The following is a 23,406-nucleotide window of genomic DNA, read 5'->3' as shown; positions in this document are numbered from 1 at the left end:
ACCGATGTCCAGCTCGACCGGCCGCGCTTTAGGCTATGGCGATTATGCCAAGCAGAGCGAGCAGGAACAGGACCAGCACAATGCCGATAAGCAGTTTTGCACCGGTCAGCGCCGCGCCGGAAAGCCGACCAAAACCCAGTAAACCAAACACGGCGGCGGCAACAAGAAGTATAAGAATCCATTTAATCATATTGTCTTCCCTGAATATTGATTGCCACAATTAACGCACATTTCGCATTTGGGTTCCCTCACAAGGGTGAAATGGATTGCTTCACATAATTTGAATGTCCTATAACAGCGCAGCAATTACACTTTCAGACCATATTATCGGATCAGAATTGAACACTATGAATTTTCCCCAGCGCCTCATTGACGGTTATCAGAATTTTGTAAGCGGCCGGTTGCCGGAACAGCGCAAGCTTGCGCGTGAACTTGCTGAAAAAGGCCAGAAGCCGGATACAATGATTATCGCCTGCTGTGACAGCCGTGCGGCGCCTGAAATGATTTTCGGCGCGGACCCCGGCGAGATGTTTGTGGTACGCAATGTGGCCAATCTTGTCCCGCCTTATGAGCCGGACGGTGAATACCACTCCACATCGGCAGCACTCGAATTTGCGGTTCAAAGCCTGAAGGTCAAACATATTGTCATCATGGGTCATGGACGCTGCGGCGGTATTTCCGCCGCATTGGCCGAAGATATGGAGCCGCTTTCATCGGGCGATTTTATCGGTAAATGGGTCAGCCTTCTGGCACCGACTGCCGCCGCTGTGAGCGCCAATGGCGATATGACCGATGCGGAGCGCCAGACTGCGCTGGAACGCATATCGATCCGCAACTCGATCAAAAACCTGAAAACTTTTCCGTTTGTGGACAGTCTTCACAGCGAAGGCAAACTGACGGTGCACGGTGCCTGGTTTGATATTTCGACCGGTGAATTGTGGACGATGGACGATACCGGCGATTTCATCCGTCAGGATGCGGCTTCTGCCTGATAATCAGCGCGAAATTGAGCTGGATTTACGGTAACTCTTAAAATCAAACCCGCTCATGGGTTTGAGCGGGTTTGTGACCATGCCAGAAATTTGACTTAAGCGGCAGTCATAAGGCCGATACCGGCAATAAATGTCAGGCCGCCGAGCACGCGTGTCACCGTCAAGGCGATGCGTGTTTTGTCTTTGAAGACAGCATTAAGGCCATAACCGGCAGCAATGCCTGCGCCATGAAGAAGTGCTGTTGCAATAGCAAATCCGGCGCCATAGCCGAACTGTGTTGCCGCGCCGATCTCGCCGCCATGGGCATAGCCGTGAAACAGGGCAAAAACGCCGACGATTGCAGCGCCGGCTGACACGGGCAGTTTAACAGCCAGTGCCACCAATAGGCCGAGGGCCACGACCGAAGCCAGAATTGCCGGTTCAACGAATGGTAATTGCGCGCCGCCCAAAGCAAGCACAAAGCCAAGTACCATCGTGCCGACAAAGGCGGTTGGCACCGCCCAAAGTGCTTTTTGGCCGATCTGCCATGCCCAAAGGCCAACGGCGACCATTGCCAGAATATGATCCATGCCAAACAGCGGGTGTGTGAAACCGGCGGCAAATGATCCGTGTTCATTGGGGTTTAAGTGAGCAAAAGCAGGTGTCGCACTCAATAGTGTCAGCGACAGGCAGATCAGCATCAATTTTTTCATATCAGGAACCTTTGTTTAAGTCGTTCAAGCACCCCGGAATGGGTCATGCTATTATGGTATTTCATAGATTTGCCGTGCGGAAAAGTTCGAAACGCATTTTGTCGACGTGATTATGTACCCGCTCAAATGGTTGAGCGGGTTTGTGAAGTGGTCTGATTTGGTAATTTGATTATTGTCCAGCGTTGACTAAAGCGTCAGTACCGAGCCTTCTTCAAGCACATGCAGGGAATATTGGGCGTTCGCCGGATCATGTAATTTAATCATTTCGCTGACCGGCTCCTGATAATGTACATATGTTGAATGGTGAACAGGCAGAACCTTGTCGGCTTTAATGCGCGCTGCAAAATCCAGAGCTTGTTGCCCGTTCATGGATAGCTGGCCCAAAGCTCCATTAATGCCGACCGCACCGATGTGGGGGATAAACAAGTCGGGTGCCGCATGGCTTTGCATCGCGTTCCAAACCGGATCAGCCAAAAAAGTGTCGCCTGCCCAATAGATATTGGTTGTTTTTCCGCGGACCACCGCCTCAATCCAATAGCCATTACCCAATCCCAATATATCTGAAATGCCTTGGTTGAGAGAATGGATCGCCGGAATTGAGGTAATGGACACCTTGGTATCGGCAACGGTGAATTCGCGCTTTTCACCGTGAGCCAGAGCGCTTGCTGAAAACCCTTTTTGGGTCAACGCATCAAGATCATGTGACGGGCATAATAAAGGAAGGCTTTTACTTAGCCATGCTTGTGCTTTTTGGTCGAAATGATCTTCATGTGCATGGCTCAAAAGAACGAGATCATAATCAGGCAGCTTCATGCCCGGAAAAGCAGTCAGCCGCTCATGGAACTTCATGTTTGGACCTTTTGACAGATCGAACATCTCGTTGGGGTCGGGCATTTGAAAGGCTTTTTTACCTTCGCCCAAACACGGGTCTGTGAGAATGCGAAAGCCGCCAATGTTCAATTCCATCATGGCGGCACCAAGCCACCGCACTGATATATCGGAGGCTGTTGTTTTTGCGCTTCCCATAGATGGTGTCAGGGTTGAGGTTAGAGCAATGGCACTGCCCATTTTGAGTAAATGACGTCTGTTCATCGGTATCTCCTTTGGTTTGTGCATTGACATAGCGCAGAGATAGACTTCAGATAATCCGTGAAATGTTGAATTTATTTAACGGAATTTATAAATAATGGTTGATCTGCGGTCGCTTGAAACTTTCGCTGAAGTTGCCGATTGCCTGAGCTTTTCAGATGCCGGACGGCGGCTTGGCGTTCCCGCATCGACAGTGACGACGCGGGTAAAATCGCTTGAGACGCGCTATAATGTGCGGTTGCTTGACCGCTCGACACGGACAGTCGCACTTACGGCCGAAGGGCAACAGTTTTTATTGCATTGCCGTAGAGCGCTGAATGAATTGTCCCTTGCCAGCGAAGCGGTCGGCGGGGCGCAAGAGGCGTCAGGACAAGTTCGTATTTCAATTCCGACCGCCTTTCCGAAAATGCCGTTTGCTAAAATTGTCGGCGAGTTCCGCGCTCTTTATCCCGATATTTCGGTCAATGTGTTTGTGGATGATCGGCCCGTTTCTTTCATTGAGGAGGGCGTTGATCTGGCTTTGCGTGGCCGCGCGCCTGGCGGTGACAGTCTAATTGCCCGTCATCTGACGGACACTGATATTATTTTCGTTGGTCCAGCGGGACGGATCGATGATGAAGAATTGCCAATTCTCCGGCCTGTCGCGAAAGCATCCGGCGGGATCAATAGGCAGGAAGGGCTTGCGACTGGGTCTTTTGAATTGACACTTGCTTTTGTTAAAACCGGGCAAGCGCGCGCATATCTTCCCCGTACGATTTGTGAAGAAGCCATCAAGGCGGGTTTATTGGAGGAAGGCGAGGGGCCGGACGGCCCTCAGGCGCCGCTGCCTCTTTTCCTCGTTTATCATGACAAATACCACCAGACCAAGCGCATTCAGCTGTTCAAGGATTTTCTCATTGGCGCATTCACAAAGAGCAATGCTCAAAAGTAGGATTGTTTCAGGGGAGACATGAGCGGTCCGGCTTTGCGCCGGACCGCCACCGGCTTAGCCAGCTTTGTGCCATTCAAACTTTTCAAAAGCCTTGTCGACGGGTGTGTTCGCAAGATGATTGGTGTAATTTGACATTATTTTTTGCGAATAGCCCAGAATGACTTCGAGAATATTGCGCTTGGTATAGCCTGCATCAAGAAATGCCTGAACCTTGGCGTCCGCAACATTGCCGCGGTCACGCACCACCGAAAGCGTGAAGTCGCGCAGCGCTTCCAGTTTTTCGGTCGGCAAAGGTGTTTCGTTTCTCAAAGCTTCTGTGATTGCGTCATCAACGCCCATGTTTTTGGCGATACCGGTATGCGCCGGCACACAGTAATGACATTCGTTTTCAACATTGATTGTCTGCCAGACGACTGTCAGTTCGTCGGCATTGAAGCTTGAATTCGCAAAAAGCTCATGCACACGCTGATAGGCTTCCAAGAGACCTGGAGATTCGGCCATCACTGCATGAAGCCCCGGGACCATGCCATATGCGCTTTTTGATTTTTGAAGCAGGGGCTGGCTTTCTTCTGGTGCAGACGTTTCATCATGTAGTGTAAAATCAGTCATTCTTTTCTCCTGTTAGCTGGCCCTTTCGGGGTGACAATCAGGTAGTATTGTTTGAGTGATCACTCAATATTAAATTTGAGCAATCACTCAAATGTGATCGGAGCTGTCTATAGGCACAAGACATTGAGAAAAAAATATCCTATTTAGAGTTTATGATGAAACGCGCCCGCCCCTATGACAGAGATGTTGCTTTGGAAGCAGCCATGACCCTTTTTTGGGAGAAGGGTTATCATGCGACGTCGCTGAAAGATCTTGAAACGGCGCTTCAAATGAAACCCGGCAGTATTTATGCAGCTTTTTTGAGCAAGGAAAATCTGTTCGGGCTTGTGCTGGAACGGTATTTCGAGCGCAACCGCGCTGAGTTCGTTTCGATGATGGAATCTGAAGAATCGCCATTGTTGGCATTGGCCAAATTCCTGCGCCGCTTCGGGCGCTCGGAGCAAAGCAACCCAAAGGGCCAGGCGTGTATGCTGGTCAAAACATTGCTCAATGCAACGCAGGATGATGCAGCCATCACCAAGAAAGTCACAACCTATCTTGATTTGATGGAAAGCGAGATGGCGGCTGTTTTCGCCCGCGCTGTCAAAGCCGGAGAGTTGCCGCAAAACGCGGACGTGCAGCGGCTGGCAAGACGATATCAGTCTGATCTAACCGCGCTTAGAATCGAGGCGCATCGCGGATTGAAGCCTCACGAGCTTGAAGCGTCGGCCAATGAAGTTGCCGATAATCTTTTGGCGCAGCGCCTGCAATAAGTGTCCGGTGCCATGATTGGCACCAGCTTGTCGCTCATAATGCAGGAGTTGGCGATAATGCTCAAACGTGGACATCGGTCCATTCAAACACGTCATAAATTGATAAACGATGATTGGTAATCCCCATCTGGATGATGCCGTTATTTGTTGTGTGCCTATGGCATTTTTAATGAGTTCGGTTCATACGCATCTGGCAATCAAGGAGCCCTTTCGTGAAGTATTTTCTGTCCGCTATTTTGTTTTTGACGCTCATTTTTCCCACTTTTGCAGGTGAGCAGCCAGGATTTGCCCAGTTGAAAACCGCCGCAGAGGGTGGCCGTCCATTGGAACTGTCCATCTGGTATCCGGCAGCAGAAGGAAACGCGCAAGAAATTGGCGGCAATGCTGTCTTTAAAGGGGCAGAGGGTTCGCAGGACGCAGCGGTCAAAGATGGTCAGTTTCCCTTAGTGATCCTGTCGCATGGCGGGCTGCGGTCTGCCCAGAACTCCGGTGCATGGCTGGCTGCAGCATTGGCACAGTCCGGTTTTATCGTTGCGGAGATAAACGGACCAAGACCCGCCAATGCAGGTGCCGGTGTCAACGAGATATGGCAACGCGCCAATGATTTCAGCGTGGCACTGGACGGGTTGCTGAACGATGAAAAATGGGCCGCAAGCATAGACCGGAAAGCTATAGAGGCTGTCGGTTACGCGCTGGGTGGTACGGCTTCGCTTGCAGTTGCGGGTGCTTCATTTGATGTCGAGCGTTTTCTTCGTGCTTGCGACACTCAAAGCGGACCGGATTGCGGGTGGTATGCTGCGCAAAATGTGACATTGGATAGAGTTGATCAGGCTCAACTGGCAAAAAGCCGTTTTGATGCGCGTTTTAGCAGCGCCATTGCGATTGTGCCTGAATATATGGATGTGTTCGCGCAAGACACGGTGACCGGCGAAACACCAAAACTGGTTCTTCATCTGGGTGAAGATGGCGGGGCTGATCAGGGCAGTGACGGTTTGACAACGCAAGAAACTGTTGTTGATGAAGCCAGTATTTTTGACGGATTTGCGCTATGCACGGCGGCCGGTCCGAAAATTCTGGAGGAAGATGGCGGTAATTCTGCAATCTGCGGACAATCGCAGGAAAGGCGCATGAAAGCCCATGCAGCCATTGCCGATTCCATCAATATGTTTCTGAGCGGTCACAAATAGGCAGAATAATGAGCGCAGGCCATCGCTTGCGCTTACGGTAGGCTTGATTTCTTGGCGGTGGACCTCAAGCCTTGACTCTGCCGCACTTCTTGGTCATAAGCGCGGCTGTTCAGCGATATTTTTAACGCCGAGCCACTGACCGGTGCGTAAAATCCTTATGATGCCGGAGGTCAACACCCGACAGCGCGATGCGCCCTCGGGTGCTTTTTGGCTATGTGCGCGGGTTTAAGAATTTTGCAAACGTTTCAGGCGAAGTGGACACCGGTTCGCCGCCCGGAAACGTGACAGAACAAAAGGCGCAGATTGTTTTCATCAATTTGGAAATGAACTGCGAAATGCTTATCTTGGTTTCACATGGTGTGAAATGAAGAGCAGGAACAAATATGTTTGATTCACTTCAGGACCGCTTAGGTTCGATCTTTTCCGGCCTCACAGGCCGCGGCGCGCTCTCCGACAAGGATGTGGCAGCAGCGCTGCGTGAAATTCGCCGTGCGCTGATTGAAGCGGATGTGGCGCTTGAAGTGGTGCGTGATTTTACCGACCGAGTGCGTGAAAAAGCGGTTGGCGTCGATGTTCTCAAATCGGTCAAGCCGGGTCAGATGGTCGTCAAGATCGTTCATGATGAGCTGGTCGAAATGCTGGGCAGCGAAGGCGAAACAATCGACCTGAACGCCCCGTCACCGGTCGTCATTATGATGGTTGGTTTGCAAGGCTCGGGTAAAACAACAACCACTGCCAAAATTGCCAAACGCCTGAGCGGCCGCGACAAGAAAAAAGTCCTGATGGCCTCGCTCGATACGCGCCGTCCGGCAGCCCAAGAGCAGCTTCGCCAGCTTGGCGAGCAGGTGGATGTGGCGTCATTGCCGATCATTGAAGGCCAGTCACCAACCGATATCGCCAAACGTGCGGTACAGGCGGGCAAGCTTGGCGGTCATGATGTTGTTATTCTGGATACAGCAGGCCGCACCCATATTGACGAGCCGCTGATGACCGAAATGGCGGATATTCGCAAACATGCGGACCCGCACGAAATTCTGCTTGTTGCTGATTCACTGACCGGTCAGGATGCGGTTAATCTTGCCAAGAGCTTTGACGAGCGCGTGGGCATTACCGGTCTTGTGCTGACCCGTATGGACGGTGACGGGCGCGGCGGTGCGGCGCTATCCATGCGTGCTGTTACCGGCAAGCCGATCAAGCTTATCGGTACCGGCGAGCGCATGGACGAGATGGAAGAATTCCATCCCAAGCGTATTGCCGACCGAATTTTGGGCATGGGCGATATTGTATCGCTGGTTGAAAAAGCCGCCGAAAATATCGATCAGGAAAAAGCGGCCCAGATGGCCAAGAAGATGCAGGAAGGCAAGTTCGATATGAACGATCTTGCCGATCAATTGCATCAGATGAAAAAAATGGGCGGCATGGGCGGTATCATGGGAATGATGCCGGGCATGGGCAAGATGAAAGACCAAATGGCGGCTGCCGGTATGGATGACGGCATCTTTAACCGCCAGCTTGCAATCATCGGTTCCATGACCAAGCATGAGCGCGCGCGCCCTGATATTTTAAAACACAGCCGCAAGAAACGCATTGCCGCCGGTTCCGGCACAAGCGCTGCCGACATCAACAAGCTTTTGAAAATGCACCGCCAGATGGCCGACATGATGAAATCCATGAAGGGCAAAAAAGGCGGCGGCATGATGGGCAAGATGATGGGCGGTCTTGCTGGTAAAATGGGTATGCCGGGCATGGGCGGCGGAATGCCGGGCGGTATGCCCGACCTTTCCAATATGAGCCAGAAAGACATCGAAAAACTGCAAAAGCAGGCCGAGCAAATGGGTCTTGGCGGTGCTGGCGGACCAAAACTGCCGGGCCTTGGCGGCGGTAGTGGAAAATTACCCGGTTTGGGCGGCGGCGGTTTGCCGGGCCTGCCGAAAAAGAAATAACCAACAATCAAACTTTAAAGAATACAAATAAGGAAAATTTAAATGGCTACTAAAATTCGTCTTGCGCGTGCTGGTTCAAAAAAGCGCCCTTACTACCATGTTGTTATTGCCGACGTTCGTGCACCGCGCGACGGCCGTTTCATTGAGCGTGTTGGTAAATGGGATCCAATGTTGCCGAAAGATGGCGACAAGCCGCGCGTGGAATTGAACGAAGAGCGCATTAAGCACTGGGTTGAAAACGGCGCTGTGCCTACAGATCGCGTTTTGCGCTTTATGGCTGAAGCCGGTCTTGCAACACGCGAAGCCCGCAACAACCCGAACAAAGCAAAGCCGGGTAAAGCTGCTCAGGAACGTATTGCTGAAAAAGAGCAAAAAGAACTTGATAGAAAAGAAGCTGAAGAAGCGGCAAAAGCTGCGGCGGCTGAAGAAGCAGCAGCACCGGCTGAAGAAGAAGCGGCAAGCGAAGAATAAGCTTTCGCTTACAACGAGTTTTAAGAGAACGGGGCAGCGATGCCCCGTTTTTTTATTTCCATTTCGTTAACACAAGCGTTGCACATTAAGCGCACAAACAGTGCAAATGAGCGCTGCGCGCCGTCAAATCGGGTACATTCGTTGCGAATTTCCTTGTTTCGCCATTTTATGACGGTATGTAGTGGAAACGGGACAGGTAATTTTATTGCCAATTTGGAGTTATATGATGGGGATTTCATCCATTAAGCCGATCACGGTTTTGCTGGTTGCAGGTGTTGCACTGGCAGGCTGCCAGAGTTCGCGCATAGGCGCTTTGCAAACGCAATCACAACCTGCACCGCTGACACCGGCGCCGTCGGGCACTGTGACAAGCAATCAATTGCCGCCGCCGGTGCAGCCGGGTAACCAGCAGCCAAATGGCAATTTTCCGACAGCCCCTGAAAATGAGGCCAATCCAAATGGCACAGATGTAGCCAGCGCAGACAGCCAGTCCAGCATTCAGAATGTTTCAACCAATGCGCCTGTGACCAAAGAAGCGCTGGTTGGTGCATGGAAGGTTTCTACCGGCGGCTCCAGCTGCCAGATGTTTATGGCTTTGACCAAATGGACCGGTGGTTTCCGCGCTGCTTCACGCGGTTGTCCGGGTGATGCGGCATCCGTGTCCGCATGGAATGTTTCGGGCAACAAGGTTGTCTTGAGCGATACCAACGGCAATCAGGTTGCAACCCTGTTCCAGTCCGGCCCTACCCAATATAACGGACAGACAAGCGGCGGCAGCGCAATCAGCCTGTCACGCTAACACTCTGACGCAATCGGGAGCGGAAACAGGTGCCTATTTTTCCTGCATTTGCGCTAAATTGGACGCTGAACCATGCCTGAACGTATCCTGCCGGGCGATTCGGTGCGCGCGCGTTACAATGAGTTTGTTGCCGATGGCATAATTTCAGATGACGCCGCGCAGCATGGTTTGGCCGACAAGCTCGATGATTTGAACGCCCGCATCGGCGCGGCGCGTCTGGCCGTTTCTTCCTCTTCGCTCGGTTGGCTCTTTGCCAAAAAAGCGCCGAAGAAAAATGTCGTGCGCGGGCTTTATATTCACGGATCTGTCGGGCGCGGCAAAACCATGCTGATGGATTTCTTTTTCCAAGCCTGTCCTGAGAAGAAAAAGCGCCGCGCGCATTTCAATGATTTTATGGCTGATGTGCATGATCGCATCGGCATCTATCGCGAGCAGGTCAAAGCGGGCAAGGTCAAGGATACTGACCCCATTACGCCGGTCGCGCGCGATATTGCTGAAGAAGCCAAAGTGCTATGTTTCGATGAATTCACGGTGACCGATATTGCCGATGCGATGATCCTGTCGCGGCTTTTCACAACCCTGTTCGAGCAGAATGTCGTGCTGGTGGCGACCTCGAACGTGGTGCCGGACGCACTTTATAAAAACGGTTTGAACCGAAGTCTGTTTACGCCTTTTATCGATGTCTTGAAACGCCATACCGATGTGACAAGTCTGGATGCCGAACAGGATTACAGACTGTCCAAGCTTGCGCTGTCAGAGCGCTATTTCTCGCCGGTCAACGCTGTGTCCGAGGCGGGCATGGATGATTTGTGGCAGTCCATCGCCGGACCAGAGCCGCGTCCCATGACGCTGGAAGTGAAGGGCCGGAAAGTGAAAGTACCGCAAGCAGGCCTTGGCGCTGCGCGGTTCACCTTTAATGATTTATGCGCCAATCCGCTGGGCGCGCGCGATTACATGACGATCGCAAGGGCCTATCATACGTTGTTTATCGATCATGTTCCGGTTATGGATGTCACCAAGCGCAATGAGGCCAAGCGCTTTATTACATTAATTGACACGCTCTATGACACGCACACCAAGCTTGTGATGTCTGCCGAGGCGGAGCCGACCGAGCTTTATAGTTCAAAATCCGGTACGGAAGGCTTTGAATTTGACCGCACGGCATCGCGGCTGATCGAAATGCGTTCGGATAATTGGATGGAGGGACGCGCGTGAGCTCGTTTATTGCTGCGGTCACGCTGACTGTTCCCGATTATGATCAAGCCATTGATTTTTATGTCGGTGTGCTGGGTTTTGATTTGCTTGAAGACACAAAATTGAGCGAGACAAAACGCTGGGTGAAAGTCGCGCCCAAAGGGGCACAAACAGCGCTGCTGATCGCGCAGGCTGACGGTCCGGCGCAGATTGCAGCCGTTGGCAATCAAAATGGTGGCCGGGTGTCATTTTTTTCTTCAAACAGATGACTTTAAAGAGACCTATGAAGCCATGAAAACGGCTGGTGTGACCTTCACGGAAGAGCCGCGCCATGAGAGCTACGGCCATGTTGTTGTATTTCGCGATCCTTTTGGCAATTTATGGGATCTTATCCAACCGATTTGACATTCCAGCGGGTGATTTGACGCCTTGATTTGTCATTTTGATTGACGTTTACGTAATTCCCGCAATATCTAAACGATTGAAAATACTGATTTCTCACTTTTCGGTTGATTTTTTATTCAATGCGAGTCACCAACACTGGAACTGCGGGAGAGTGCCTTGCTTTGCCAGTGCCTTTTTTCGCACCTTGATAACCACAAGCGATTTGGAAAACTATCATTATGGCACGCAATAAAATTGCACTTATCGGCTCAGGTATGATCGGTGGCACTCTGGCTCACATGATCGGCCTGAAAGAACTCGGCGATGTTGTTCTTTTCGACATTTCGGAAGGCATCCCGCAAGGCAAAGGCCTTGATATTGCAGAATCCTCCCCGGTTGACGGATTTGACGCAAAATTCACCGGCGCCAATGATTATGAAGCAATCAAGGGTGCTGACGTATGTATCGTCACTGCCGGTGTGCCGCGCAAGCCGGGCATGAGCCGCGATGACCTTCTGGGCATCAATCTGAAAGTGATGGAGCAGGTCGGCGCAGGCATTAAGAAATACGCGCCTGACGCATTCGTTATCTGTATCACAAACCCGCTGGACGCGATGGTCTGGGCATTGCAGAAATTCTCAGGCCTGCCGAAAAACAAAGTTTGCGGCATGGCGGGCGTTCTTGATTCAGCGCGCTTCAGCTACTTCCTTGCCGAAGAGTTCAATGTGTCTGTTGAGGACATCAACACATTCGTTCTTGGCGGCCATGGCGACACAATGGTGCCGCTGACACGTTACTCAACTGTTGCAGGCATCAATATTCCGGACCTGATCAAAATGGGCTGGACAACGAAAGAGCGTATTGAAGAAATCGTTCAGCGTACACGTTCAGGCGGCGGTGAAATTGTCGGTCTGTTGAAAACAGGTTCTGCCTATTACGCACCGGCATCATCCGCCGTGATGATGGCGGAAGCCTATCTGAAAGACAAAAAACGCGTTCTGCCATGTGCGGCGCATTTGTCCGGACAATACGGCGTAAAAGACATGTATGTAGGCGTGCCGACTGTGATTGGCGCTGGCGGTGTCGAGCGTATCATCGAGATTGACCTTAACAAGTCCGAGCAGAAAATGTTTGACAATTCAGTCGAAAGCGTCGCCGGTCTTTGCGAAGCGTGCGAAAATATCGCGCCCAACCTCAAGTAAGTTTTGAAAGCGGGCCGCGCGGCCCGCTTTTTCTTTATTCATTTAAACGACAGGACGTTCAAAAATGAACATTCACGAATATCAGGCAAAGCGCCTTCTGCACTCATACGGCGCACCGATTGCCGGTGGTGTCGCCATCTACTCTGCCGAGCAGGCTGAAGAATGGGCAAAGAAAATGCCCGGACCGCTCTATGTGGTTAAAAGTCAAATTCATGCCGGTGGCCGCGGTAAAGGCAAGTTCAAAGAGCTTGGCGATGATGCTGCGGGCGGTGTGCGTCTTGCGCGTTCGGTTGAAGAAGTCGTACAAAACGTCAAGGAAATGCTCGGCAATACGCTGGTCACAAAACAGACCGGTCCTGAAGGCAAGCAGGTCAACCGTCTTTACATTGAAGACGGCGCGGATATTGACCGCGAGCTTTATCTTTCCATCCTGATCGACCGCACGGTCGGCCGCCCTGCCTTTGTGGTTTCCACAGAAGGCGGCATGGACATTGAAGCGGTTGCGGAAGAAACACCTGAGAAAATCTTCACACTGCCGATCGACCCGATCAAAGGCATGACCGATGCCGATTCGCGCAAGCTTAACCGCGCATTGAAGCTGACAAAGGATGCGGCCAAGGACGGCATGGAGCTTTTCCCGATCCTTTATAAAGCGTTCACCGAGAAAGATATGTCGCTTCTGGAAGTAAACCCGCTGATCGTCATGAAAGACGGCCGTTTGCGTGTTCTTGACGCGAAGGTTTCTTTTGATGGCAACGCATTGTTCCGCCATGACGACATTATGGCTTTGCGTGATTTGAGCGAAGAAGACGAAAAAGAGATCGAAGCCTCCAAACACGATCTTGCCTATGTTGCGCTCGACGGCAATATCGGCTGCATGGTCAATGGTGCCGGTCTGGCGATGGCAACCATGGACATCATCAAACAATATGGTGAAGAGCCGGCTAACTTCCTCGATGTGGGCGGCGGCGCGACAACTGAAAAAGTGACCGCAGCGTTTAAAATCATCACAGCCGACCCGAAGGTCAAAGGCATTCTGGTCAATATTTTCGGCGGCATCATGAAGTGTGATGTGATTGCCGAAGGTGTTGTGAAGGCGGTTAAAGATGTCGGTCTTAAAGTGCCGCTGGTCGTGCGCCTTGAGGGCACCAATGTCGAGAAAGGCAAGCAGATCATCAATGATTCAGATGTTGATGTGATCGCGGCCGATGATCTTGATGATGCGGCTCAGAAAATCGTGAAAGCGATCAAAGGCTAAGCTGATGGAAACTGGCCCTCTGATCGGATCAATACTTCCTTTTATTGTTCTGTTCGCAGGGCTGTTCTTCGTTATGCGTGCGACGAACCGTCATTATCAAAAACATGTTCATGAAGTGAACACGGTGAACCAAGAAATAGCGGATACGAACCGCGAAATGATTGCCGAGCTTCGTGAGATCAAACAGCTCTTAAAGGACCGAAACTAATGTCCATTCTAATAGACAAAAATACAAAAATTCTTGTCCAGGGACTAACCGGTAAAACCGGCACATTCCACACGGAACAGGCTCTTGCCTATTTTGGCACAAAAATGGTTGCCGGTATTCACCCGAAAAAAGGTGGTGAAACCTGGACAGCGGGCGAAGGCGCGGGTGAAGCTGCCGGTACCGAATTGCCGATTTTTGCCAGCGTTGCGGAAGCCAAAAAGGCAACCAAAGCCAATGCCTCTGTGATTTACGTTCCACCGGCAGGCGCGGGCGCTGCAATCATCGAAGCGATTGAAGCCAAAATCCCGCTGATTATCTGTATCACCGAAGGTATTCCAGTGATGGATATGGTTGAGGTTAAAGCCAAGCTCGATAAATCGAAATCACGTCTTGTTGGTCCGAACTGCCCGGGTGTTATGACACCGGATGAATGTAAAATCGGCATTATGCCGGGCAACATCTTCAAAAAGGGTTCTGTTGGTATTTTGAGCCGTTCAGGCACGCTGACTTATGAAGCAGTGTTCCAGACAACCAATGAAGGTCTTGGCCAGTCATCGGCGGTCGGTATTGGCGGCGATCCGGTCAAGGGTTCTGAATTTATCGACATGCTCGATCTGTTCCTCGATGATCCTGAAACAGAATCCATCATCATGATTGGTGAAATCGGCGGTTCTGCGGAAGAAGATGCCTGCGAATGGCTCAAAGAACAGGCCGCAAAAGGCCGCTCGAAACCAATGGTCGGCTTTATTGCAGGCCGCACAGCGCCTCCAGGGCGCACGATGGGTCATGCCGGCGCGGTGATTTCCGGCGGTAAAGGCGGCGCGGAAGACAAAATCAAGGCGATGGAAGATGCGGGTATCCGCGTTTCACCATCACCGGCAAAGCTTGGCGAAACACTCGTGGCTGTTTTGAAGGGCTAAGTTGGCTGGCAGCCAATCAATATCGCTTCCCCCGATTTTTACGGGGGAAGAAAACCAAGGGGAAACCCTTTTTGTGAACTGCGGATGATCCTGAAAGCAAGGCGATCGACATGGCACGCACCGATAATCAAAACGACATAATGGCGCTGACCTCATTTTTGTATGGTGGGAATGCCCACTATATTGAAGAGCTTTACGCGCAATATCAGGACAATCCGTCATCGGTTTCCGATGACTGGCAGGAGTTCTTCAAGGATTTGAAGGATGCGCCGGAAGATATCCGCAAAAACGCGCAGGGCGCATCATGGGAGCGCGATAACTGGCCGGTTGACCCCAATGGTGAACTGACCTCCGCGCTTGATGGCAATTGGAGTGCGGTTGAAGCGCAGATAGAAAAGAAAATTAAAGACAAGGCGGCAGTGGCTCCGGGCAAATTGTCCGACACAGATGTTTTGCGCGCGACACGCGATTCTGTACGCGCGATCATGATGATCCGTGCATACCGGATGCGCGGGCATTTGCACGCCAATCTCGACCCGCTGGGTATTGCCGGTACACGTGAAGATTATCAGGAGTTGCATCCGGCGTCTTACGGCTTCAAAGAAGAAGACTACGACCGCAAAATCTTCATCGACAATGTGCTCGGGCTTGAATATGCGACCGTGCGCGAGATCGTCGATATTTGTAAGCGCACTTACTGCGGCACTATGGGTGTCGAGTTCATGCATATGTCCAATCCTGAAGAAAAGCTCTGGTTGCAGGAGCGCATCGAAGGACCGGACAAGGGCGCTCATTTTACCGATGAAGGCAAAAAGGCGATTATGCAAAAATTGGTCGAGGCCGAAGGCTTCGAACAGTTTCTGGATGTGCGTTACAAGGGCACAAAACGTTTCGGCCTTGATGGCGGTGAATCGCTGATTCCTGCACTGGAGCAGATCATCAAGCGCGGCGGCCAGCTTGGGCTTCAGGACATTGTTCTGGGTATGCCGCACCGCGGCCGTCTCAATGTGCTGACACAAGTGATGGGCAAACCGCACCGCGCGCTGTTTAACGAGTTCAAGGGCGGCTCGTTCATGACCGATGATGTGGAAGGTTCAGGTGATGTGAAATATCACCTCGGCGCTTCGTCGGACCGCGAATTTGACGGCAATACCGTTCATTTGTCGCTGACCGCCAACCCGTCGCACCTTGAAATCGTCAACCCTGTGGTGATGGGCAAAGCCCGTGCCAAGCAGGACCAGTTGGCGGGCGGTTCGCACCGTGCTGAAATCGTACCGCTTGTTGAACGTGTAAAAGTTCTGCCATTGCTGCTGCATGGTGATGCGGCTTTTGCCGGACAGGGTGTTGTGCCTGAATGTCTTGGTCTGTCGGCGCTGCGCGGTCACCGTGTTGCCGGTACAATCCATTTCATCGTCAACAACCAGATCGGCTTTACAACGAACCCGTATTTCTCGCGTTCGTCGCCTTATCCGTCCGATGTCGCAAAGATGATCGAAGCGCCGATTTTCCATGTGAACGGCGATGATCCCGAAGCGGTGGTTTATGCGGCCAAGATTGCGATCGAATTCCGCATGAAGTTCCATAAGCCGGTGGTGATCGACATGTTCTGTTACCGCCGCTTTGGCCACAATGAAGGTGACGAGCCTTCGTTCACGCAGCCGTTGATGTACAAGAACATCCGCAGTCACGAGACAACGGTTTCGCTATACTCTGAAAAGCTGGCCGCTGACGGCGTTCTGTCAAAAGATGGCGTCGACAAGCTTAAAACCGAATGGCGCGAGCATTTGGAACAGGAGTTTCAGGCGGGCGACGAGTACAAACCGAACAAGGCGGACTGGCTGGACGGGGCATGGTCCGGTTTGGCACGTGCTAACAATGAAGATGAGCGCCGCGTCGGCAAGACTGCCGTGGCGATGAAAACGCTTAAAGAGATCGGCAAAAAGCTCTCTGTGGTTCCCGATGATCTGAAGGTCCACAGAACCATTCAGCGCTTCATGGATAACCGCGCGAAAATGGTTGATACCGGCGAAGGTATCGACTGGGCCATGGGCGAAGCGCTGGCCTTCGGATCGCTTGCGCTTGAAGGCTATGGCGTGCGCCTTTCCGGTCAGGATTGCGAGCGCGGTACATTCTCGCAGCGCCATTCGGTGCTTTACGATCAGGAAAATGAAACCCGCTACACGCCTTTGAACAATATCAAAGCCGGACAGGCGCGCTATGAAGTCATCAACTCCATGCTTTCCGAGGAAGCCGTGCTTGGTTTCGAATATGGCTATGCTCTGGCAGAGCCGAACGGTCTGACATTGTGGGAAGCGCAGTTCGGTGATTTTGCCAATGGTGCGCAGGTGGTCTTTGACCAGTTCATCTCTTCGGGCGAGCGCAAATGGCTGCGTATGTGCGGTCTCGTTTGCCTGTTGCCGCATGGCTATGAAGGTCAGGGACCGGAGCATTCATCGGCGCGTCTGGAGCGTTTTCTGCAAATGTGTGCGGAAGACAATATGCAGGTGGCGAACTGTACGACACCGGCAAACTATTTCCATATTCTGCGCCGCCAGATGAAGCGTAATTTCCGCAAGCCGCTGATTTTGATGACGCCGAAATCATTGCTGCGTCATAAAAAGGCAACGTCGACGCTGGCGGAAATGTCCGGTGAAAGCGCGTTCCACCGCTTGCTTTGGGATGATGCGGAATACCGCAAGGACCATGAGATCAAGCTGGTCACCGACAGCAAGATACGCCGTGTCGTTCTTTGTTCGGGCAAGGTTTATTACGATCTTGAGGAAGAGCGTACAGCGCGCGGCATCAATGATGTGTATTTGCTACGCATCGAGCAGCTTTACCCGTTCCCTGCCAAAGCGCTGATCAATGAATTGTCACGCTTTAAAAACGCAGAAATGGTCTGGTGTCAGGAAGAACCGAAGAATATGGGCGCATGGTCGTTCATTGACCCGTATCTGGAATGGGTGCTGGCGCATATCAATGCCAAGCACCAGCGTATCCGCTACACGGGGCGTGCCGCATCGGCCTCCACGGCAACCGGCTTGATGTCCACGCATAAAGCGCAACTTGCGGCTTTCCTTGATGATGCTTTGTCTGAGTAAGCTGACCAACTTATTTTAATTTAAGAGAGATAGAATAATGGCCACAGAAATTCGCGTACCAACCCTCGGTGAATCTGTTACCGAAGCGACAATTGGCAAATGGTTCAAAAAGGTCGGTGAAGCGTTCAGCGATGGCGAGACACTGGTTGAACTTGAAACCGACAAGGTGACACTTGAAGTGCCTGCACCGTCTGCGGGATCATTGACTGAAATCACCGCTCAGGAAGGCGACACTGTTGAAGTGGATGCCCTGCTTGGCATGATGGAAGCCGGTGACGGCAAGGCGGCTGATGCGCCAAAAGACGACAAGAAAGAAGAAGCGGCTGCAAAGGCGGAACCTGCAAAATCAGGCTCAGAGACCGAGACTGAATCGATGAAGGAAGCCAAATCCGGTGATATGCCGGCGGCGCCTTCCGCTGCCAAGCTGATGAACGAAAATGACCTGTCCAAAGATGACGTTGAAGGATCGGGCAAGCGCGGTCAGGTGCTCAAAGGCGATGTGCTTGAAGCGTTGAACCGTGCGCCGGAAACATCGGCACCTGCGCCAAAGGCACCCCGTGCAGATTCCGGTGATGATGCCTCGCGTGAAGAGCGTGTGAAAATGACACGTTTGCGCCAGACAATTGCCAAGCGCTTGAAGGACGCGCAAAACAGCGCAGCAATGCTGACGACTTACAATGAAGTCGACATGACTGCCGTTATGGAGATGCGCAAGAAGTACAAAGACCTGTTTGAGAAAAAACACGGTGTGAAGCTTGGCTTCATGGGCTTCTTTACAAAAGCAGTTTGCCACGCATTGCAGGAAATTCCGGCAGTGAATGCCGAGATTGACGGCACGGACATTATCTACAAGCATTTCTGTCACATCGGCGTTGCCGTGGGTACGGAAAAAGGTCTTGTGGTGCCGGTTGTGCGTGATGCCGACCAGATGGGTATTGCCGATGTTGAAAAGGAAATCGGACGCCTTGGTAAAGCGGCACGCGACGGGCAGCTTGGCATGGGCGACATGCAAGGTGGTACTTTCACGATTTCAAACGGCGGCGTTTACGGCTCGCTGATGTCATCGCCGATCCTGAACGCACCGCAGTCCGGTATTCTGGGTATGCACAAAATTCAGGAGCGTCCTGTTGCTATCAACGGTGAAGTTGTTATCCGCCCGATGATGTATCTGGCGCTTTCCTATGACCACCGGATCGTGGACGGCAAGGAAGCGGTGACATTCCTTGTGCGTGTCAAGGAAAGCCTAGAAGACCCTGAACGTCTGGTGCTTGATCTGTAAGGCATTGTCATGAAGTTTCTTGCGGGTATGGCTGGGTTCTGGATGGCTATTGTGCCGTCCGCTAGCTTTGCTGCCTGCCCGCAGCAACTGGCGGTTTATAAAGCCGCCAATGGCAATCTTCTGGAGTTCAGCGGCAATAGCAGCGCTGATTTCCACCAGATCGGTCTTTTACTGCAAACCCATGATGAACAAGAACCACCTATTATTCTGGATGCTTTTGTCGAGAAAACCCATGGGTTGGGGCAGGCGGAAATGACCGTGCGCTATGGCTGTCCTGACGGGGATATCCCGCTCGATGATCTGGATGGCTGTACCATTTATCAAAGTGTCGTTTACGGCGCTGATAGTAACGGCCTGATCAGTGAACTGCCTGCGACGGGAAAGCCTGCCGCAGAATCAATTGTTTTACCGAATTTTACCGCCGATGTGTGGATGCACGCGGCTTGGAAAGAAACAGGCGGGCCGAAGCGCCCGGCAGAAGTTTTTCAGCTTTCGGGCTGTATGGAATAAAGCGCAAAAGCGCGAAAGGATTTTGATATGTCATATGATGTGGTTGTAATCGGCTCCGGTCCCGGCGGATATGTTTGTGCAATCAAAGCGGCACAATTGGGCCTGAAAACCGCGATTGTTGAAAAACGCGCAACGCTCGGCGGCACCTGCCTTAATGTTGGATGTATCCCATCCAAGGCGATGCTGCACGCTTCTGAAGTGTTTCATGAGGCTGGCCATTCAATGGCTGCGCTCGGCGTTAATGTCGGCAAGCCAAAGCTCGATCTCAAAGCAATGCTGGCGCATAAGGATGCGACCGTTAAAGCCAATGTCGACGGTGTCGCTTTTCTGATGAAGAAAAACAAAGTCGATGTGTTTACCGGCGCGGGCAAAATTGCCGGTGCGGGCAAAGTGGTTGTGACCGGCGATGACGGCAAGGATGAAAACCTTGAAACGAAAAATATCGTCATCGCAACCGGTTCCGATGTTGCCGGTATTCCGGGCGTGGACGTTGATATCGACGAGAAAATCATCGTGTCATCAACGGGCGCTCTGGAATTGGCAAAAGTGCCGGAAAATCTTATCGTTGTCGGGGGCGGCGTGATCGGTCTTGAGCTTGGCTCTGTCTGGCAGCGTCTTGGCGCGAATGTGACCGTTGTTGAATATCTTGATACGATTTTGGGCGGCATGGACAAAAGCGTTTCCAAGCAATTCCAGAAAATGCTTGAAAAACAGGGCATGAATTTCAAAATGGGCGCTAAAGTGACCGGTATTGAAAAAGGCAAATCAGGCGCGGAAGTAACGTTCGAACCGGCAAAAGGCGGTGATGCTGAAACACTGAAAGCCGATATTGTTCTGGTTGCAACAGGCCGCAAACCTTATACTGAAAATCTCGGGCTGGAAGAAGCAGGCGTCAAGCTTGATGACCGTGGCCGCGTGGCGATTGACGGTCATTGGAAAACCAATGTCGATGGCATCTATGCACTAGGCGATGTGGTGGTCGGCCCTATGCTGGCGCACAAAGCCGAAGATGAAGGCATGGCCGTTGCGGAAATTCTTGCAGGCCAGAAAGGCCATGTGAATTTTGACGTCATTCCATCTGTTGTTTACACCGAGCCGGAAGTGGCTTCTGTCGGTAAAACCGAAGAAGAACTGAAAAGCGACGGCGTTGAATATACAGCCGGCAAGTTCCCGTTTACGGCCAATGGCCGCGCCCGCGCCATGCTGGCGACAGACGGTTTTGTGAAAATCCTCGCTGACAAGAAAACCGACCGTGTGCTTGGTGTTCATATTATCGGTAAGGGTGCCGGTGAAATCATTCATGAAGCCGCTGTGCTGATGGAATTTGGCGGGTCTTCGGAAGATCTGGCGCGCACATGCCATGCCCACCCGACGATGAGCGAAGTTGTGCGTGAAGCCGCATTGGCAACAGCATTTGGCAAGCCGATACATATGTAATGGCGCGCCATAAGGTTCACGAAATTGATGTTGGCCTGCCCCATCCTGCTTTGCCGGATGGGGATTGGGCCGATGGCTACAGCGTCATTGTGGACCAGCCCTTTGATACAGCACGTGCTGCCGGTGATGCAATCATCGTCGCTTTTCCAAAAATGGACATATCCCGCGCTGTTTTTGCGCCAAATTCTTGTGGCCCCTTTTGGTTTGAAAGGGGCGCGTAACAATAGTGAGCAGGACCGCATCGGTATTTTCCCGGTAATCCATGAGGCTGATAATGTTGTTTATGCAGGCTTGGATGACAAGCATCTGGATTTCAGAATTGTCATCGAGATAAAGCCGCACGGACAAGCCCAGGAAGTCAGCCTTAAAACCATTATTAGGCGCCATAATGCTCTGGGGCGCAATTATTTACAGTTGGTTTTACCGTTTCACCGCAGAATCATTAAGTCCGCGCTCGCAAATTTGGGCCGAAACAGCTCCTGACTGTGCGTAAGAAATTCCGGGCGCAAGAGTTCGTGCTTACTAGATTTGTGTCAAAACCGTGTTTTCTTGCCTTTTTTCCACCAAATTGTCGCACAGAGGGTCTCATTCTTCGCATTCTGGTGTTAAGGGTTGGCTGCATAATACACTAACCTCGTAGATGGTGGGTTTGTTCAGATCCTTTGGAAAGCCCATCCGCGTTAAACTGAGGAGGGTTTAATCATGGCAGAACCAACTGCTGGCGAAATCGTAGAAGACGTTCCACACCCGGTGGATACTGATTACGAAATTGGCCAAAACAACATCAATCCGTTCGGGTTGGATATTCACAATCCGGTTTTTCTTATTTCCGGCCTTTCGGTGGTGGCTTTTGTCTTAGTCACATTAATGTTTCAGGAAGGTGCGGCTGAGTTTTTCGGCTGGTTGCGTCCGGCATTAACATCTCAATTTGACTGGTTCTTCCTGCTGGCCGGCAATATTTTTGTGCTTTTCTGCATTGTCTTAATGGTGACGCCGCTTGGCAAAATCCGTTTGGGCGGCGCTGAGGCAACGCCCGATTACAGCTATCTTGGCTGGTTTGCGATGTTGTTTGCTGCCGGTATGGGTATCGGCCTGATGTTCTTTGGCGTGTCCGAACCGATGTCACACTTTGCATCCGCGCTTGGCGGTACAGCCGCAGAAGGCGGAGCGCGCACAGACTGGGCACCGCTCGGTGCTGCGGCGGGCGATGAGATTGCCGCACGCAATCTTGGTATGGCGGCAACGATTTATCACTGGGCGCTGCATCCGTGGGCCATCTATGCGGTTGTGGCATTATCGCTCGCGTTCTTTACCTATAACCGTGGTTTGCCGCTGACATTGCGTTCGGCATTTTATCCGGTACTGGGTGAACGCGTTTGGGGTTGGCCTGGCCATATCATTGATATTACCGCGGTATTTGCGACCCTGTTCGGTCTTGCCACATCGCTTGGATTTGGCACAGAGCAGGCACTTGCCGGCTTGAACTATCTGTTCGGCTGGGGAACGGGCGGCGCTGCGAAAGTTATCCTGATTGCGGCGATTACAGCGCTTGCGCTTATATCTGTTCTTCGCGGACTGGATGGCGGCGTTAAATTGCTTTCCGAAATCAATATCGGCCTGGCGGCCCTGCTGCTGCTGTTCATCATTCTCGTTGGTCCGACAGCGACGATTTTTGAAACAGTGATTGCCGGTGGTGCAGCCTATGTGAAAGAGTTCATTCCGCTGTCAAATCCGTTTGGCCGTGAGGATGCCAATTTCAGTCAGGGCTGGACGGCATTTTACTGGGCATGGTGGATTTCATGGTCTCCATTTGTGGGCATGTTTATTGCCCGCGTATCACGCGGACGCTCAATCCGTGAGTTTGTCTTCTGCGTGATTATCATTCCAACCGCGATCAGCGTGTTGTGGATGGGCGCATTTGGCGGCACAGCAATCAGTCAGGTTCTGGCCGATGCTTCCGCACCGGTAAAAGATGCCGCATTGGAGCTGAAACTGTTCGAAATGCTCAAGCCATTGCCATTGGCAGGGATTACATCCTTCATCGGTATCGTGCTTGTGCTGGTATTCTTTGTCACCTCGTCTGACTCTGGCTCTTTGGTCATTGATACCATTACGGCCGGCGGTAAGACCGATGCGCCCGTATCCCAGCGCGTATTCTGGTGTACATTCGAGGGCATCGTTGCTGCGACATTGTTGCTGGTGGGCGGCAGTCAAGCGCTCAATGCCTTGCAGGCCATGGCGGTTTCAACCGGCTTCCCGTTTGCAATCGTTCTGCTTGTAATGTGTGTCAGCTTGTTTATCGGCCTGATGCAGAGTTTGCGCGAAGACAAAAAATAACAACAAAAAACCCGGTGATTGGGGAAGATCACCGGGTTTAACGCCTATGGCTTCTTGTTGAGCCAATTTTGTTTTAGCTTTTAACTGGAGGTCAAAGCGATATTATTTGGC

At 51.8% G+C, this 23,406-nt stretch carries 22 protein-coding genes and 1 pseudogene; 19 read left to right on the top strand and 4 right to left on the bottom strand.

Annotated elements, in window-relative coordinates; translation table 11 throughout:
* Positions 1–28: 28 nt before the first annotated feature.
* Positions 29–190 carry a DUF1328 family protein gene (locus tag SU32_RS17125; protein WP_082376697.1) on the bottom strand — a complete coding sequence of 54 codons (162 nt, stop codon included), beginning with the start codon at positions 188–190 and terminating at the stop codon, positions 29–31.
* A 157-nt stretch (positions 191–347) separates the two neighbouring features.
* Between SU32_RS17125 and SU32_RS12215 the strand changes: the two genes are divergently transcribed.
* Entirely contained in the window at positions 348–992 is a 645-nt protein-coding gene (locus tag SU32_RS12215) for a carbonic anhydrase (protein WP_053999675.1), read from the top strand.
* 95 nt (positions 993–1,087) lie between these two features.
* On the opposite strand, the gene SU32_RS12210 is transcribed toward SU32_RS12215, so the two are convergent.
* Both SU32_RS12210 and SU32_RS12205 read right to left on the bottom strand, forming a co-directional pair.
* Complete coding sequence (locus SU32_RS12210) at positions 1,088–1,684, bottom strand: HupE/UreJ family protein (protein WP_053999654.1); 597 nt, start codon at positions 1,682–1,684, stop codon at positions 1,088–1,090.
* Positions 1,685–1,870: 186 nt separating this feature from the next.
* Complete coding sequence (locus tag SU32_RS12205; RefSeq protein WP_053999653.1) at positions 1,871–2,776, bottom strand: MBL fold metallo-hydrolase; 906 nt, start codon at positions 2,774–2,776, stop codon at positions 1,871–1,873.
* Positions 2,777–2,870: 94 nt separating this feature from the next.
* Between SU32_RS12205 and SU32_RS12200 the strand changes: the two genes are divergently transcribed.
* Positions 2,871–3,704 (top strand): LysR family transcriptional regulator, encoded by an 834-nt coding sequence (locus SU32_RS12200; protein WP_053999652.1) that lies wholly within the window; start codon positions 2,871–2,873, stop codon positions 3,702–3,704.
* A 54-nt stretch (positions 3,705–3,758) separates the two neighbouring features.
* On the opposite strand, the gene SU32_RS12195 is transcribed toward SU32_RS12200, so the two are convergent.
* A complete protein-coding gene (locus SU32_RS12195) occupies positions 3,759–4,313 on the bottom strand; it encodes a carboxymuconolactone decarboxylase family protein (RefSeq protein ID WP_053999651.1) in 555 nt (184 codons plus the stop codon).
* A gap of 203 nt (positions 4,314–4,516) precedes the next feature.
* Here SU32_RS12195 and SU32_RS12190 point away from each other — a divergent pair, with 203 nt between their 5' ends.
* The 17 genes and pseudogenes from SU32_RS12190 to SU32_RS12100 all read left to right on the top strand — a co-directional run bounded on the left by SU32_RS12190 (position 4,517) and on the right by SU32_RS12100 (position 23,295).
* On the top strand, positions 4,517–5,065 hold the full coding sequence (locus SU32_RS12190; protein ID WP_245625531.1) for a TetR/AcrR family transcriptional regulator: 549 nt from the start codon (positions 4,517–4,519) through the stop codon (positions 5,063–5,065).
* A 212-nt stretch (positions 5,066–5,277) separates the two neighbouring features.
* Positions 5,278–6,252, top strand: a complete 975-nt coding sequence (locus SU32_RS12185) for an alpha/beta hydrolase family protein (protein WP_053999650.1) — start codon at positions 5,278–5,280, stop codon at positions 6,250–6,252.
* Positions 6,253–6,635: 383 nt separating this feature from the next.
* Positions 6,636–8,195: a signal recognition particle protein gene (ffh, locus tag SU32_RS12175; protein WP_053999648.1), complete on the top strand. Its 1,560-nt coding sequence runs from the start codon at positions 6,636–6,638 to the stop codon at positions 8,193–8,195.
* Between the two features lie 42 nt (positions 8,196–8,237).
* Positions 8,238–8,666, top strand: a complete 429-nt coding sequence (rpsP, locus tag SU32_RS12170; protein ID WP_053999647.1) for a 30S ribosomal protein S16 — start codon at positions 8,238–8,240, stop codon at positions 8,664–8,666.
* A gap of 223 nt (positions 8,667–8,889) precedes the next feature.
* Positions 8,890–9,465, top strand: coding sequence for a protease inhibitor Inh/omp19 family protein (locus SU32_RS12165; RefSeq protein ID WP_245625530.1), 576 nt, complete (start codon positions 8,890–8,892; stop codon positions 9,463–9,465).
* Positions 9,466–9,537: 72 nt separating this feature from the next.
* Entirely contained in the window at positions 9,538–10,680 is a 1,143-nt protein-coding gene (gene zapE / locus SU32_RS12160) for a cell division protein ZapE (RefSeq protein WP_053999645.1), read from the top strand.
* Positions 10,677–11,064, top strand: a pseudogene (locus tag SU32_RS12155) (VOC family protein). Before zapE ends, SU32_RS12155 begins: the two are co-directional and overlap by 4 nt.
* 218 nt (positions 11,065–11,282) lie before the next feature.
* Positions 11,283–12,245, top strand: a complete 963-nt coding sequence (gene mdh, locus SU32_RS12150; RefSeq protein WP_053999644.1) for a malate dehydrogenase — start codon at positions 11,283–11,285, stop codon at positions 12,243–12,245.
* A gap of 64 nt (positions 12,246–12,309) precedes the next feature.
* On the top strand, positions 12,310–13,503 hold the full coding sequence (gene sucC, locus SU32_RS12145) for an ADP-forming succinate--CoA ligase subunit beta (protein ID WP_053999643.1): 1,194 nt from the start codon (positions 12,310–12,312) through the stop codon (positions 13,501–13,503).
* A 4-nt stretch (positions 13,504–13,507) separates the two neighbouring features.
* Positions 13,508–13,711: a hypothetical protein gene (locus SU32_RS12140; RefSeq protein ID WP_053999642.1), complete on the top strand. Its 204-nt coding sequence runs from the start codon at positions 13,508–13,510 to the stop codon at positions 13,709–13,711.
* Positions 13,711–14,631: a succinate--CoA ligase subunit alpha gene (gene sucD / locus SU32_RS12135; RefSeq protein ID WP_053999641.1), complete on the top strand. Its 921-nt coding sequence runs from the start codon at positions 13,711–13,713 to the stop codon at positions 14,629–14,631. The genes SU32_RS12140 and sucD overlap by 1 nt, the downstream gene beginning before the upstream one ends.
* 110 nt (positions 14,632–14,741) lie before the next feature.
* Positions 14,742–17,732, top strand: a complete 2,991-nt coding sequence (locus tag SU32_RS12130; protein ID WP_053999640.1) for a 2-oxoglutarate dehydrogenase E1 component — start codon at positions 14,742–14,744, stop codon at positions 17,730–17,732.
* A 37-nt stretch (positions 17,733–17,769) separates the two neighbouring features.
* The gene (gene odhB, locus SU32_RS12125) at positions 17,770–19,011 is read left to right on the top strand and encodes a 2-oxoglutarate dehydrogenase complex dihydrolipoyllysine-residue succinyltransferase (RefSeq protein WP_053999639.1); all 1,242 of its coding nucleotides are present in this window, start codon (positions 17,770–17,772) and stop codon (positions 19,009–19,011) included.
* A 9-nt stretch (positions 19,012–19,020) separates the two neighbouring features.
* Positions 19,021–19,521 carry a hypothetical protein gene (locus SU32_RS12120; RefSeq protein WP_053999638.1) on the top strand — a complete coding sequence of 167 codons (501 nt, stop codon included), beginning with the start codon at positions 19,021–19,023 and terminating at the stop codon, positions 19,519–19,521.
* A gap of 27 nt (positions 19,522–19,548) precedes the next feature.
* Positions 19,549–20,958: a dihydrolipoyl dehydrogenase gene (gene lpdA, locus SU32_RS12115; RefSeq protein ID WP_053999637.1), complete on the top strand. Its 1,410-nt coding sequence runs from the start codon at positions 19,549–19,551 to the stop codon at positions 20,956–20,958.
* A gap of 72 nt (positions 20,959–21,030) precedes the next feature.
* Entirely contained in the window at positions 21,031–21,441 is a 411-nt protein-coding gene (locus SU32_RS17120; RefSeq protein WP_160316312.1) for a DUF2867 domain-containing protein, read from the top strand.
* Positions 21,442–21,660: 219 nt separating this feature from the next.
* Entirely contained in the window at positions 21,661–23,295 is a 1,635-nt protein-coding gene (locus SU32_RS12100) for a BCCT family transporter (RefSeq protein WP_053999634.1), read from the top strand.
* Positions 23,296–23,406 lie beyond the last annotated feature (111 nt).

Source organism: Ahrensia marina (genome assembly GCF_001293565.1).
In the GTDB taxonomy this organism is placed as follows: Bacteria; Pseudomonadota; Alphaproteobacteria; order Rhizobiales; family Rhizobiaceae; genus Ahrensia; species Ahrensia marina.
Note: the sequence above shows the minus strand (reverse complement) of the source record. Positions and strands in the feature narration are given on the sequence as shown.